At 73.3% G+C, this 13,305-nt stretch carries 13 protein-coding genes; 9 read left to right on the forward strand and 4 right to left on the reverse strand.

Features of this window, described 5'->3' with window-relative positions:
* The first annotated feature begins 195 nt into the window (after positions 1 to 195).
* Positions 196 to 456 (forward strand): hypothetical protein, encoded by a 261-nt coding sequence (locus AC07DW_RS11035; RefSeq protein ID WP_469238568.1) that lies wholly within the window; start codon positions 196 to 198, stop codon positions 454 to 456.
* 43 nt (positions 457 to 499) lie between these two features.
* Here the strand turns inward: AC07DW_RS11035 and AC07DW_RS11040 are convergent, their stop codons facing one another.
* Positions 500 to 988, reverse strand: a complete 489-nt coding sequence (locus AC07DW_RS11040; RefSeq protein WP_478857338.1) for a YchJ family protein — start codon at positions 986 to 988, stop codon at positions 500 to 502.
* A 129-nt stretch (positions 989 to 1,117) separates the two neighbouring features.
* Here AC07DW_RS11040 and tgmA point away from each other — a divergent pair, with 129 nt between their 5' ends.
* From tgmA to AC07DW_RS11065, 5 genes are all read left to right on the forward strand, one after another.
* Positions 1,118 to 1,312: a putative ATP-grasp-modified RiPP gene (gene tgmA / locus AC07DW_RS11045; RefSeq protein WP_478857339.1), complete on the forward strand. Its 195-nt coding sequence runs from the start codon at positions 1,118 to 1,120 to the stop codon at positions 1,310 to 1,312.
* A gap of 23 nt (positions 1,313 to 1,335) precedes the next feature.
* Positions 1,336 to 2,274 (forward strand): ATP-grasp ribosomal peptide maturase, encoded by a 939-nt coding sequence (tgmB, locus tag AC07DW_RS11050; protein ID WP_478857340.1) that lies wholly within the window; start codon positions 1,336 to 1,338, stop codon positions 2,272 to 2,274.
* A 125-nt stretch (positions 2,275 to 2,399) separates the two neighbouring features.
* Positions 2,400 to 4,184 (forward strand): hydroxysqualene dehydroxylase, encoded by a 1,785-nt coding sequence (locus AC07DW_RS11055; protein WP_478857341.1) that lies wholly within the window; start codon positions 2,400 to 2,402, stop codon positions 4,182 to 4,184.
* 92 nt (positions 4,185 to 4,276) lie between these two features.
* Complete coding sequence (locus AC07DW_RS11060; RefSeq protein WP_478857342.1) at positions 4,277 to 5,605, forward strand: 6-phospho-beta-glucosidase; 1,329 nt, start codon at positions 4,277 to 4,279, stop codon at positions 5,603 to 5,605.
* Between the two features lie 71 nt (positions 5,606 to 5,676).
* A complete protein-coding gene (locus AC07DW_RS11065) occupies positions 5,677 to 7,575 on the forward strand; it encodes a M64 family metallopeptidase (protein ID WP_478857343.1) in 1,899 nt (632 codons plus the stop codon).
* Positions 7,576 to 7,656: 81 nt separating this feature from the next.
* Here AC07DW_RS11065 and AC07DW_RS11070 read toward each other — a convergent pair whose 3' ends face one another.
* The 3 genes from AC07DW_RS11070 to AC07DW_RS11080 form a co-directional block, all read right to left on the reverse strand.
* Positions 7,657 to 8,445: an SAM-dependent methyltransferase gene (locus tag AC07DW_RS11070; RefSeq protein ID WP_478857344.1), complete on the reverse strand. Its 789-nt coding sequence runs from the start codon at positions 8,443 to 8,445 to the stop codon at positions 7,657 to 7,659.
* Between the two features lie 114 nt (positions 8,446 to 8,559).
* The gene (locus tag AC07DW_RS11075) at positions 8,560 to 8,805 is read right to left on the reverse strand and encodes a DUF397 domain-containing protein (protein WP_064072405.1); all 246 of its coding nucleotides are present in this window, start codon (positions 8,803 to 8,805) and stop codon (positions 8,560 to 8,562) included.
* Positions 8,806 to 9,669, reverse strand: a complete 864-nt coding sequence (locus AC07DW_RS11080) for a helix-turn-helix domain-containing protein (protein ID WP_478857345.1) — start codon at positions 9,667 to 9,669, stop codon at positions 8,806 to 8,808.
* A 215-nt stretch (positions 9,670 to 9,884) separates the two neighbouring features.
* Here AC07DW_RS11080 and AC07DW_RS11085 point away from each other — a divergent pair, with 215 nt between their 5' ends.
* From AC07DW_RS11085 to AC07DW_RS11095, 3 genes are all read left to right on the forward strand, one after another.
* On the forward strand, positions 9,885 to 10,355 hold the full coding sequence (locus AC07DW_RS11085) for an ATP-binding protein (RefSeq protein WP_478857346.1): 471 nt from the start codon (positions 9,885 to 9,887) through the stop codon (positions 10,353 to 10,355).
* Between the two features lie 5 nt (positions 10,356 to 10,360).
* Positions 10,361 to 10,783, forward strand: a complete 423-nt coding sequence (locus AC07DW_RS11090; RefSeq protein WP_478857347.1) for a hypothetical protein — start codon at positions 10,361 to 10,363, stop codon at positions 10,781 to 10,783.
* A gap of 667 nt (positions 10,784 to 11,450) precedes the next feature.
* Positions 11,451 to 13,262 carry a S8 family peptidase gene (locus AC07DW_RS11095; RefSeq protein WP_478857488.1) on the forward strand — a complete coding sequence of 604 codons (1,812 nt, stop codon included), beginning with the start codon at positions 11,451 to 11,453 and terminating at the stop codon, positions 13,260 to 13,262.
* The last annotated feature ends 43 nt before the right edge of the window (positions 13,263 to 13,305 follow it).

Genomic DNA, 13,305 nt, shown 5'->3' on the forward strand with positions numbered 1-13,305 from the left:
GATGGCCCGTGGATCACCCGTGGCCGGCACGGTCCGCCCGGGTTCGCAGAAACGGAAAAGTACGGTCTCCGGGGCAAACGGTTGCAGCACAGATACAAACCCTTGGGGAAAACGCGAACTTGATGCTGTACCCATGGAGGGAGCACAGCAAACAGACGACTGCCACAAGCAGGCTTGACCTACGAAGGACTCCACGTGACCGCGTCGCCCCTCGTCCCCGTCCCGATCCCCGACCGGGTCGCCGCCCTCATCGGGTCGTGCATGCCGATCGGCATCCTTCAGGCGGAGGTCGACGCCGAGTGCGCGGCCCGCGAGGTGTACCGGTTCCGCGCACCGCTGTGCACCGAGGACCAGGCGGACCGCGAGCACGCACTGGCGGCGCTGGCCAGGGCGAACAAGGTGCTCGGCGCCTACAACCCGGGGCTGCTGCTGCGGCCGGGCGCGGCCTGGCGCTGATCGGCGGGCGCGGCCGATCGGTGCGGGTACCGGTGCTCTCGCTTCACGGCCCGGCCGGCCGCTCGTCCCCGTCGACGTACAGCCAGGCGCCGTCCGCCTTCTCGAAGCGGCTGTGCTCGCGCATCGCGCCGGGCTCGCCCTGGTGGGTGCAGCGGGCGACGAAGGTGACCGTGCCGGTGGTGTGGAAGAGGGTGCCGTCGGTGGTGGCGACGACCTCCAGACCGGTCCAGCGCATGGCCGGGTCGAAGTCGACGCCCGCGGGCCGGGTTTCCGGCGCCCAGGTGCGCAGGAGGTACGGCTCGTCGCCGACGACGAAGGCGCTGTAGCGGGAGCGCATCAGCCGTTCGGCGGTCGGGGCGAGGGCCTCACCGCTGTGAAACCGGCCACAACAGTCCGCGTAGGCGGCGGGCAGGCCGCACGGGCAGGGGTCGTCGGCGCGCACCCGGGGGACGGGCCGGGGACGACCGGCGGACCGTGCGTCGCGGGAGGTGGGGCGGGGGGTGGTGCGGCGGGCGGAGGCGCGTCGGGACATGCGCCCCATTCTGCCGGTCGGCGGTGGGCGCGCGACCCGGTGCCCGCGCCGCTACGGAGAGTAGTGAGATCGGGGCCCGTCGGCCGCGTACCGTCACCTGACCGAAGTTGACGAGTGATGGAGGGGATCATGCAGCCGTTCGCGTGCAGCTACGCGCGTCCGCAGAAGGCTTCGGAGGACGTCACCGCTCGCTATGTCTACGACCCGGCGCTCCAGCTGAACGTCCTGCCTGACGGGCGTCCGGCGATCAGCGACCGCGCGGTGCTGCTGGCCGCCGGGACGACGACGTCCACCGCCGGTTCCCAGACGCACTTCGACGACTGAGCGACCCGGTCGGGTACGCGCTGATGACCGTACTGGTCCTGACGAGCCCTCAGGACGTCACGGCGGATTTGGTGGTGGCCGAACTGCACGAGCGGGGCGTGCCGCTGGTGCGGCTGGACCCGGCGGATCTGCCCGGCGGGGCGGACCTGTCGGCCGAGTACGTCCACGGGGACTTCCACTGCTACCTGTCGGCCCAGGGCCGCATGGTCGGCTCCGGGGCCCTGCGCTCCGTCTGGGTGCGCAGGCCCGGCGAGCCGGCGGCGCACGCGCCCGGGACGTCGGCCTGGCTGGGCGCCGAGACCGCGCAGGCGCTGTACGGGATGCTGTACTCCACGACCGCGCGCTGGATGAACCACCCGCGGCAGGCGGCGCAGGCCCGGTACAAGCCGTGGCAGCTGCGGGCGGCGCACCTCAGCGGGTTCGCCGTGCCGCCCACCCTGATCACCACCTTCCCGAGGGTGGCGGCGGAGTTCACGGCACGGTACGGCCCGGTCGTGGTCAAGTCCCTGTCGGGGCCGCCGCGCACCGACCCGCCGGTCGCGCTGCCGACGACGCTGGTGGAGCCCGGCGCGGATTTCGCGGGGGTGGCGGCCTGCCCGACGCTCCTCCAGCAGTACGTGGCCAAGCGGGCCGACATCCGGCTCACCTGTGTGGGCGGCCGGCTGTTCGCCGCCCGCAAGGCGTCCGCCGAGGGGCAGGTCGACGGGCGGTACGGCGACACCGGGCACGCGTGGGAGCCGGCCGGGGTGCCCGACCGGATCGCCCGGCCGGTGCGCGAGTTCATGGACCTGGCGGGCCTGGCGTACGCCGCGTTCGACTTCGCCGAGGACGCCGAGGGCCTGTGGTGGTTCCTGGAGTGCAACCAGGGCGGGCAGTTCGGTTTCGTGGAGCTGGAGACCGGTCAGCCGATCGCCGGGGCGGTCGCCGCCTGGCTGGGCGCTCCGCCGCCCAGGTGTCCGTGACCGCGGGCCGGCGGGAACCGGCCATTGTGCGAAGGAGGGACGCACGGTGGTTCCGGGGTCCGGCGGGACGGCCCTAAGCTCCTGCGTCCGACGGGACGTTACCGCGGGTAAGAGGTGGGTGGGGCATGCACCGTACGGGTACGACGCGACGCACCTTCATGGCGGGCGCCACCGCCGTCACCGGGGCGGTGGGGGCGGGCGCCCTGCCGGCCGCCCCCGCCGTGGCGGCGACCGCGGCGGCGGAGGCGGCGGAGGCGCCGTCGGTCGCGGTGTTCGGCGGTGGCGTCGCCGGGCTCACCGCCGCGCACGAGCTGGCCGAGCGCGGCTTCCGGGTCACCGTCCACGAGCGCCGCGCCCTCGGCGGCAAGGCGCGCAGCATGGACGTACCGGGCAGCGGGCGGGGCGGGCGCGGACCGCTGCCGGCCGAGCACGGTTTCCGCTTCATCCCCGGCATCTACCACAACCTGCCCGACACGATGCGGCGCATCCCCTTCCCGGGCAACGCGCACGGCGTGTACGACAACCTGGTCGCGCCCCGCGAGATGATGTTCGCCCGCACGGGCCGCGAGGACCTGCGGATGTCCATCCCGTGGCCGGGCCACCGACCGGAGCGGCTCACGCTGGACGAGATCCGCCGCGCCCTCACCGCGCTCGTCGAGACGGCCACCGGACTGCCCCTCCACGAGGGCGCGTACTTCGTCAACCGCGCGCTCGTCTTCCTCACCAGCTGCGACGAGCGGCGCGACACGGTGTGGGAGCGGACGCCCTGGTGGGACTTCACCCGGGCGGCGCGCATGTCGGAGACGTACCAGCGGATCCTGGCCGTCGGCGTCACCCGCAACATCGTGGCGACCAAGGCGGAGGAGGCGAGCACCCGCACGGTCGGCACGCTCGGCGAGGCGTTCGTCTTCAACGCGCTCGGCCGCGGCGCGGACGGCCCGCCGGACCGGATCCTCAACGCGCCCACCAACGAGGCGTGGATCGACCCGTGGGTGGCGCATCTGCGCTCCCTGGGGGTCGAGTTCGAGATCGGCTCGACCCTGCGCGAGGTGCGGTACGGGGACGGGCGGGTCACCGGCGCGCTGGTCGAGGACCCCGGGGGCGTTCGCACCACGGTCACCGCCGACCACTACGTCTGCGCGCTGCCGGTGGAGCACGCGCGGCGCACCTGGGGCGCGGCGCTGCGCGCGGCGGACCCGCGGCTGGCACGCTGCGACGGGCTGCGGACGGACTGGATGACGGGCATCCAGTTCTATCTGACGGAACGGCCGCCGATGGTGCGCGGCCACGTCAACTGCATCGACTCGCCGTGGTCGCTGACGGCGATCGCGCAGGCCGGGCACTGGCCGGAGCGGGACTTCGCCGCCGACTACGGCGACGGCGTGGCCGTGGAGTGCCTGTCCGTGGACATCTCGGAGTGGGACAGGCCGGGGGTCCTGTACGGGAAGACCGCGAAGCAGTGCACCCGCGAGCAGGTCGCCCGCGAGGTGTGGGCCCAGCTCAAGGCGGCCCTCAACGACACGGGCCGTACCGTGCTCAAGGACGGCGCCCTGCACTCGTGGTTCCTGGACCCGGGCGTGGCCGGCCTCGGTACGCCGAACCCCACCAACGAGGACGAACTGCTGATCCACCCGGCCGGCACGTTCCACCTGCGTCCCCCGGCGGCCACGGCGGTCCCGAACTTCTTCCTGGCGGGCGACTACGTGTCGGTGGACATCGACCTGGCCACGATGGAGGGCGCCAACGCCGCCGCCCGCCAGGCGGTCAACGCCCTGCTGGACCGCACCGGTTCCGACGCGCCGCGCTGCACCGTGAAGCCCCTGTTCCGGGCTCCGGAGATCGAGGCACTGAAGCGCCACGACCGCACCCGCTACCGGCTGGGCCTGCCCAACGCGCTGGACCTCGGCTGAGGGACGACGCCGGGGCGCCCGTCCGGGGCACGACGGCCGGGCGCCCGGTGGCCGTCCCCGGGCACGTCCGCGCGGCCGAGTAGCGTGACGGCATGAAGCTGACGATTCTGGGTGGCGGCGGGTTCCGGGTGCCGCTGGTGTACCGGGCGCTGCTGGGCGACCGCGCGGAGGGGCGGGTCACCCGGGTGACGCTGCACGACGTGGACGCGGGCCGGCTGGCGGCGATCGGCGGGGTGCTGGCCGAGCAGGCGCGGGGCGTGCCGGACGCGCCGGCGGTGACGGCGACGACCGACCTCGACGAAGCCCTGCGGGGAGCGGACTTCGTGTTCTCGGCGATCCGCGTCGGGGGCCTGGCCGGGCGGGCCGCGGACGAGCGGGTGGCGCTGGCCGAGGGCGTGCTGGGGCAGGAGACGGTGGGCGCCGGCGGGATCGCGTACGGGCTGCGGACGGTCCCGGTGGCGGTGGACATCGCCCGCCGCGTGGCGCGGATCGCGCCTGACGCCTGGGTCATCAACTTCACCAACCCGGCCGGCCTCGTGACCGAGGCCATGTCCCGGGTCCTGGGCGACCGGGTGATCGGCATCTGCGACTCGCCGGTGGGCCTGGGGCGGCGGGTGGCGCGCCTGCTGGGCGCCGACCCGGACGAGGCGTGGTTCGACTACGTGGGCCTGAACCACCTCGGGTGGCTGCGCGGGGTGCGGGTCGCCGGGCGGGACGAGCTGCCGCGGCTGCTGGCGGACCCGGAGGCGCTGGGCTCCTTCGAGGAGGGGAGGCTGTTCGGCGCGGAGTGGCTGCGGGCACTGGGCGCGATCCCCAACGAGTACCTGCACTACTACTACTTCAACCGCGAGGCGGTCCACGCCTACCGGGAGGCCGCGCGGACGCGGGGCGCGTACCTGCGCGAGCAGCAGGCCGCGTTCTACGGCTCGCCCTCCCTGGGGAGCTGGCAGGCAACCCTCGCCGAGCGCGAGGCCACCTACATGGCGGCCAACCGCGAGGCGGCCGCCGCCGGTGACCGCGCCGAGGAGGACCTGGAGCCGGGTGGCTACGAGCGGGTCGCCCTGGCGCTGATGCGGGCCATCGCCCGCGACGAGCGCACCACCCTCATCCTGAACGTCCGCAACCGCACCACCCTGTCGGTCCTGGACGCGGACGCGGTGGTCGAGGTGCCCTGCTTCGTCGACGCCAACGGCGCCCACCCGGTGTCCGTGGCACCGCTCCCCGGCCACGCGGCCGGCCTGGTGACGACGGTCAAGGCGGTCGAGCGCGAGGTGCTGGCGGCGGCGGAGAGCGGTTCGCGGGAGACGGCCGTCAAGGCCTTCGCCCTGCACCCGCTGGTCGACTCCGTCTCCGTGGCGCGCCGGCTCCTGGACGCGTACGCGCACGAGCACCCGGGTCTGGGCCACCTGGCACGGCGGTGACCCGCGGTCGCCGATGGTGGCCAACGGCGGTGTCTTTACGGCACGTTGGGCACACCGTACGCTCCGGCCCCATGGTTGCCCAACGCCTTGGACGAGCCGCCGCGCTGATCGGCGCGGCCTCCCTCCTCACCACCGCCCTGGTGGGCTCAGGACCGGCCACCGCCGGGGAACGCCCACCGGTCACCGCGTCCGCCACCGTCGTCCCCGTACAGACCACCGGTCCCGCCGACAAGCGGTTCAACCTGGTACTGCTCGGGGACGGCTACACCGCCGCGCAGCTCCCGGAGTTCCGGGCGGACGCCGAGAAGCACCTCAACGTCCTGTGGAGCATCGAGCCGTTCGCCTCCTACCGCTCGTACATCAACGTGTGGGCCGTCGAGGTGCCCTCCCCCGAGTCGGGCGTCGACTGCGACCCCGGCCTGGACGCGCCACGCCGTGACACACCGCTCGGCATGGGCTTCTGGGGCGGCTGCGACGCGGGCAGCGTGCAGCGGCTGCTGACCGTCGACAGCGGCGCGGCGAACGCGCTCGCCGACCTCGTCCCCGGCACGACGGGCGCCAACCGGCAGATCGTCGCCCTCGCCAACAGCGACACCTACGGCGGCGCGGGCGGCACCTACGCCACCGCGTCCGGCGGCAACGCGCTGTCGTCCCTCATCACCCCGCACGAGATCGGCCACTCGCTGGGCGGGCTCCAGGACGAGTACGATTACTACCAGCGCGGTGTGCCGGGTGGCGGATACGAGGGCGGAGAGCCGTCGTCGGCACACCACACCGTGCTCACCGAGGCGCAGATGCGGGACCAGCGGGCCAAGTGGTGGCGCTGGCTGGGCGAGCGGAGTGAGTCGGGCGGCGTCATCGGCCGGCACGAGGGCGGTCTGTACGGCACCCGGGGGGTGTGGCGGCCCAGCCGGCACTCGATCATGAAGACCCTCGGCTACGCCTTCGACCAGGTGGGCCGCGAGGTCATGGTGCGGGCGATCTCGTCGAAGGTGAACCTGGTGCAGGGGCACACCCCCAACGCCGCGCCGGTCGGCGCCGACCGGACCGTGTGGGTGGAGACCCTGCACCCGACCGGCGGCGAACTCGACGTCACCTGGCGGCTGGACGGACGCCCCGTGCGGCCGGCGGCCGGTGCCCGCACGGTCGACCTGCGGAGGCTGGACGTGGCGCCCGGCCGGCACGCCCTGACGGCGACGGTCACCGATCCGACGCCGTTCGTGCGGGACCCGGCGGTGCGCGCGTCCGAGGCGCTGACCCGCAAGGTCACCTGGACCGTCGACACGGCGGTCACCACCCGGCCGGCCCCGGTGGCCGCCGGCTTCACCGGGCACACCGCCACCGGCGCGCCGGTCGGGGCCCGGTCGGTCGTGTACGCCGACACCACGCACCCCGACGACCGCGCCCTTGCCGTCCAATGGCGGCTGGACGGCCGGCGGGTGGCCGACCGGGGCAACGACCGGGACCTGGACCTGTCGGCGCTGCGGCTGCGGCCGGGCTCCGCGCACACGCTGACCGCCCGGATCGCGGGCACGGACCACGAGCTGCGCTGGACGGTCGACGCGACGGCCGCCACGGCCGCCTACGAGCTGTCGCGGCCGCTGCGCACGATCCACCGTCCGGGCCGTCCGGTGGAGTACGTGTACGACGGCCCGTTCACCATGCGGCTGACGGCCCGCGACGACCGGCCCGGGTACGTGGTCAGCCAGTTCCGGGTGGACGGCGACGGCTGGTACACGTACTACGGCTGGCCGACGGACGCGGACGCGCCGTTCCGGTTCACCCCGGGCGGCACGGAGATCGACGGCCTGGTGTACGGCAAGCTGGGCACCCCGCGCGTGGTGCCGTGGGACGACGCGACGCCCGAGTACGGCACGCACACCGTGGAGTACCGGACGATCGACTCCGCCGGGAACACCGGCCCGGCGAAGAGGTTCCTCATCACGCTGGTGCCCCCGGCGGCGCGTTAGCCGCCGGGGAGGGTCCGGCACGTGTCGGCGTCCGCCCCGAAAGCGGGGGTCGCGGGCCGGGCGGGGCTTTCCGGACCCGCCCTACGGCTTGCGGGCCACGCCGGCGTACCCCGGGATGGGGTCGTCGCCGGCGACCGGCACGACCTCGCCGAGCTCCGGGTGCCAGTCCGCCGTGAGCGAGACGCCGGGCTCCGCGAGCTCCAGCCCGTCGAAGAAGCGGGCGAACTCCTCGCGGGTGCGCGGCCGGAGCGTCAGGCCGCGCCCCCGGTACATCGCGCGTGCCTTGGCGGCGCCCTCGGGGTCGAAGTCGCCGGTGACGTGCGACAGGACCAGGTGACTGCCGGACGGCAGCCGATCGACGAGCCGGCGGAGCAGCTCGTACGCCCCGTCCTCGTCGTCGACGAAGTGCAGCAGGGCGAGCATGGACAGGGCGACCGGCCTGGTGAAGTCCAGGACCTTGCCGGCCTCTTCGAGGATGCTCTCCGGCTCGCGGGCGTCCGCCTGGATGTACTCGGTCACCCCTTCGGGGGTGGAGCGCAGCAGCGCCTCGGCGTGGGCGAGGACGATGGGGTCGTTGTCGCAGTAGACGACCCGCGACTCCGGGGCGACCTGCTGGGCGATCTGGTGCAGGTTGGGCTCGGTCGGGATGCCGCTGCCGATGTCCAGGTACTGCCGGACGCCCTGGCCGCCGAGCCAGCGGGTGGCCCGGTGCATGAAGGCCCGGTTGACCCGCGCCATGTCCCGCCCCCGGGAGTCGATGGTGAGGAGCTGCTTGGCCATCTCCTCGTCGACCGGATAGTTGTCCTTGCCGCCCAGGAACCAGTCGTACATACGGGCCGGGTGTGGCTTGCTGGTGTCGATCCGGGTCATCTGACGTTCCCCCTGGTGATGTGGACGGACGTGAACGCTGACACTGGCGCCGGCGCTGACGACAGGTCAGGTGAGGCGGGTGGTCAGGTGGTCGGGCAGGTCGAGTCGAGTGGGTCAGGTGAGGAGGAAATCCGCCTTGCCCGACTTGGCCCCCTGGATGAACGCGGCGATCTCCCCGTGCGTGTAGATCAGCGCGGGGCCGTCGGGGTCGGCGGACTGGCGGACCGCGACCCGGCCGTCGGCCAGCTTCATCGCCTCGACGCAGTTCCCGCCGTTCCCGCCGCTCCACGGCTTGTGCCACCCCTCGGCCCCGAGCTCCGCGGCGGGCATGCCGTTGTATATGCGCTCTGCGCTATCCATTCACAGCTCCTTGCGGAAATCCTTGAGGATTTCCTTCGTGCGTTGTGCCGTGGCGGCCTGCGCCGCCATGCGGTCCATGACCTCGAGGTGCGAGGCCACCTCGGGGCGCGCGTCGAGGTAGACCGCGCCGGTCAGGTACTCGCTGTAGACCATGTCCGGGAGTTCGGGCACGGCGAAGCGGAAGAGGACGAACGGTCCGTACGTGCCGGGGTGGTGACCGGTGGAGAACTCGGCCACCTGGAGGGTGACGTTCGGCAGCTCGGCGGCCTCCAGCAGCCGGTCGATCTGCGCCCGCATCACGGCCGGGCCGCTGCCCACGGGACGGCACAGCACCGTCTCGTCCATGATCACCCAGAACTTGGGGGCGTCGGCGCGGGTGAGCAGGGCCTGCCGTTCCATCCGCAGGGCCACGTGGCGCTCGATGTCGTCGTCGCCGACCTGGCCGACCGCGCCGCCGCGCAGGATCGCCCGGGCGTACTCCTCCGTCTGGAGGAGGCCGGGGACGAACTGCGGCTCGTAGGCCCTGATGACGCTCGCGGCGCCCTCCAGGCTGACGTACATGCTGAACCAGCCCGGCAGGACGTCGTGGAAGCGCTGCCACCAGCCGGGCCGGTTCGCGTCCTCGGCCAGCCGGACGAAGCCCTCCGCCTCGCCCGCCGGCACCCCGTACGCCTGGAGCAGGAGCTGTACGTAGGGGATCTTCAGCGCGACTTCCGCGGTCTCCATCCTGCGGATCGTGGCCGGGGCCACGCGGAGCACCTTGGCGGCCTCCTCCCGCTTCAGGCCCGCCCGCTCCCGCAGATCCTGCAGACGCTTGCCGAGTACGACCTGTCCCACGGTGGGGGCGGACCGCGGCTCGCTCACTTAAGACCTCCCCACGCGCTTTTTTCGATGAGTGTGCCATGCGACAAGCACAGAGAACACCACACTCTGCAATTTTCAGAGTGCCACTTGCCAAGTGTGCGTGTCGGGAGGAAAGTATTCCGGTGAACCAGTTGGTGAACCAGTTCACGCGGCTGCCGCGCTCTGCCACGGGAGAGGCGACGTACGGCGCCGCTCCCCCACGTTAGGAATCGGTCGTGGCTCCTGGTAACGCGCTCACCCCCCCGCTCAGAGCCCCGCGCCCCCCGATCTCCGCCGACGTCCGCCGCTTCTCCTTCGAACTTCCCGCGCGCGCGGAATCGGTCGCCAGGGCTCGTCACCTCGTCGAGGAACGACTGGTGCTGTGGGAGGTGGACGGCACGCTGTGCGAGGCGGTGACCCTGGTGGTCTCCGAACTCGTCACCAACGCCGTGGTGCACACCGTTAGCCACCGGGTGGTCTGCGAACTCCGGGACTGCGGCGAGCGGTTGCGCGTCTCGGTGCAGGACGAGGGCTGCCCGGCCGCCGCGCCCCGGCTGCGCCGCGGCTCGCCCGAGGAGGGCGGCCGGGGCCTGCTGCTCGTCGACGCCGTCAGCAGCGCGTGGGGCGCGCACCACGCGCGCCAGGGGGCCGGGCGCGTCGTCTGGGCGGAGCTGGGGTACGGCGGCGGCGCGGCGGGGCCGTGCTGAGGACGATGGCCACGCTGCTGTCGGCACGCGGCCGGCGGCAGGCGGCGGCCCGGTACGCCGACCCCGGGGGCGAGGTGCGGCTGCCTTTGCCGCCCGCCCTGCCCGCCACGCTGGGCTGCGACGCGGTGGGGGTACCGGCACGGTACGGCTTCCGGCTGCTGTCGCGGCTGCCGGGCGGCGGCTGCGTGTTCGCCGACACGGAGTGGTGGTGGTGGATCGTTCCGGCCGGATCGGACGCCGACCTGCGGTGGCCGCTGCCCTCCTGTTACGCGGTGGACGCGTACGTCCCCGACCGGCGGCCCCGGCTGATCCAACGACCCGGCACGATGTCGCCGTACACCCCGCCGATTCCGCTGTACCTCATGATCTGCCAGCTCACCGGGGTCGCCCCCGCCTGGACCGTCCCGGGCGTCGGCACCCGTCTGTGACCCCTCCGACCGCTGTGGCCCCGGCCACGGCGGCCGGCTCGCGCGGCCCCGGCTGGGGGGCCGGGCCGCGCGAGCCGCGGGTACGCCGACCTGTCCTCGTCCGGCCCGAGAGGCTCGCCTGCGGCGCCGCGCGCCGGCCTTCCCTGCGCCACGCACCGTCCGTCGCCGCCGACCGCTGCGGGGGCGGCCCCGTACGGCCCCGCCCCGGCCGTCGCGCGGCTGCGGGCAGGGGGCGACTTTCTGCCGTTCCGCTGCGGGGGCGCGCGGATGGGGGCCCTTCGGGCGGGCGCGAAGGGGCAGGTGGGTCGGGGGATCCCCGGGTCTGCCCTCGGGCCGCGCGGGGGTGACAAGGGTTTTCCCCGTATCGGGTGCCTCGCGGGTTTCCCTACTGTCTGCCGCACCGGCGGTTCCCCTCCACCTGAATGTCAGGTGCATGTAATACGTGGGTTCCACCGGTGACGGCCCCGCCCCAGGGGTCGTCGCGTCGGCGGCGGCGCAATGGGCGTACCCGGCCCGGGGAACACGGGGTGCCACCCCCACGGCACGTCCGCTTTCCCCATGCGCCCGCCGCCCGTCGCGCCCTGCACCGTCAGCCGCTCCGGGAGTCGCCGGAGCTGCCCTGAAAGGGAACACCTTGAACGGTTCCAGGCGGAGACTCATATCCGTCGTGGCGGCGAGCGCCACGATCCTCGGCGTGACCGCCACCTCCGCGGTGGCCCTCGCCCACGAGGCCACCCCCACCCCGAAGCCGGCGGCCCCGGCCTCGCAGGCCATGTCCGCTGCCGCGCTGCCCAGCGCCCCCGTGGACAAGGTCATCGTCACCTACAAGTCCCGCACCGCCGAGGCCACGTCCAACACCGCGGCCAAGAGCGACGCCGCGGCCAAGGGCGCGGAGACGGGCGAGAAGCTCAGCTTCGAGCGCCGCCTGGCGAGCGGCGCCGCGCTGGTCGACCTCGGCGCGGACGCCACCAAGCAGGACGTCACGGAGGTCATGGACGCCTTCCGCGCCGACCCGCAGGTCGCCTCCGTGGAGGCCGACATCCGCGCCTACGCGATGGCCGTGACGCCGAACGACACCGAGTACGCCAAGCAGTGGGACCTCTTCGAGACCACGGGCGGCATGAACGTGCCCGGCGCCTGGGACAAGACCACCGGCAGCGGCGTCACCGTCGCCGTCATCGACACCGGCGCCGCCACGCACAGCGACCTCACCGGGAACACCGTCGCGGGCTACGACTTCATCTCCAGCTCCACCGACGCCCGGGACGGCAACGGCCGCGACGCCGACCCCAAGGACGAGGGCGACTGGAACGCCACGGACGGCGAGTGCGGAACCGGCTCCAAGGCGAGCAACTCGTCGTGGCACGGCACCCACGTCGCCGGCACCATCGCGGCGACCACGCACAACGCCAAGGGCGTCGCGGGCATCGCGTACGGCGCGAAGGTCCAGCACGTCCGCGTGCTCGGCAAGTGCGGCGGCGCGTCCTCCGACATCGCCGACGCGATCACCTGGGCCTCCGGCGGCAGCGTCCCGGGCATCCCGGCGAACCCGAACCCCGCCAAGGTCATCAACATGAGCCTCGGCGGCGCCAGCTCCACCTGCCCGACCGTCTACAAGAACGCCATCGACGGCGCCGTCGCACGCGGCACCACCGTCGTCGTCGCGGCCGGCAACAGCAACGCCAACGCGTCCGGCTTCACCCCCGCCAACTGCGCGGGCGTCATCAACGTGGCGTCCACCAGCCGTGAGGGCAACCGTTCGTACTACTCGAACTACGGCACCATCGTCGACGTCTCGGCCCCCGGCGGTGAGACCCGCCGCGCCACCGACACGCCCGGCACCGTCACCACCCCCGAGAACGGCATCCTCTCCACGCTGAACTCGGGCACCACCACCCAGTCGGTGGAGAACTACAAGCCCTACCAGGGCACCTCGATGGCCGCCCCCCACATCGCCGGCCTCGCCGCCCTGCTGAAGGCGGCCAAGTCGACGCTGACCCCGGCCGAGATCGAGTCCGCGATCAAGACAAACGCCCGCCCGCTGCCCGGCACCTGCACCGGCGGCTGCGGCACCGGCATCGCGGACGCCACCAAGACCGTGAACGCCGTGACCGGTACCACCACCCCCGGTACCGGAACGGCGTTCACCAACAGCACGGACGTGACGATCTCGGACAACGCCACCGTGACGTCCCCGATCTCCGTCACCGGCCGCACCGGCAACGCCCCCGCCGCCCTCAAGGTCGACGTGGACATCAAGCACACCTGGCGCGGCGACCTGGTCGTCGACCTGGTGGCCCCGGACGGCACCGCGTACCGGCTGAAGAACTCCAGCAGCAACGACTCGGCCGACAACGTGCTCGCCACGTACACCGTCGACGCCTCCGCCGAGACCGCGAACGGCACCTGGAAGCTCCAGGTCAGGGACGTGGCGTCGGGTGACACCGGCTACATCGACTCGTGGGGCCTGACCTTCTGACAGACCCGCGGTACCCACGTCTTCACAGGTCAGGGGCGTGCTC

Source organism: Streptomyces sp. NPDC045701 (genome assembly GCF_056432045.1).

Coding starts and splice junctions, on each gene's coding strand:
- AC07DW_RS11075 (WP_064072405.1), bottom strand. CDS start 8,805: ATGGATAGCGCAGAGCGCATATACAACGGCATGCCCGCCGCGGAGCTC.
- AC07DW_RS11055 (WP_478857341.1), top strand. CDS start 2,400: ATGCACCGTACGGGTACGACGCGACGCACCTTCATGGCGGGCGCCACC.
- AC07DW_RS11090 (WP_478857347.1), top strand. CDS start 10,361: ATGGCCACGCTGCTGTCGGCACGCGGCCGGCGGCAGGCGGCGGCCCGG.
- tgmB (WP_478857340.1), top strand. CDS start 1,336: ATGACCGTACTGGTCCTGACGAGCCCTCAGGACGTCACGGCGGATTTG.
- tgmA (WP_478857339.1), top strand. CDS start 1,118: ATGCAGCCGTTCGCGTGCAGCTACGCGCGTCCGCAGAAGGCTTCGGAG.
- AC07DW_RS11065 (WP_478857343.1), top strand. CDS start 5,677: ATGGTTGCCCAACGCCTTGGACGAGCCGCCGCGCTGATCGGCGCGGCC.
- AC07DW_RS11040 (WP_478857338.1), bottom strand. CDS start 988: ATGTCCCGACGCGCCTCCGCCCGCCGCACCACCCCCCGCCCCACCTCC.
- AC07DW_RS11060 (WP_478857342.1), top strand. CDS start 4,277: ATGAAGCTGACGATTCTGGGTGGCGGCGGGTTCCGGGTGCCGCTGGTG.
- AC07DW_RS11070 (WP_478857344.1), bottom strand. CDS start 8,445: ATGACCCGGATCGACACCAGCAAGCCACACCCGGCCCGTATGTACGAC.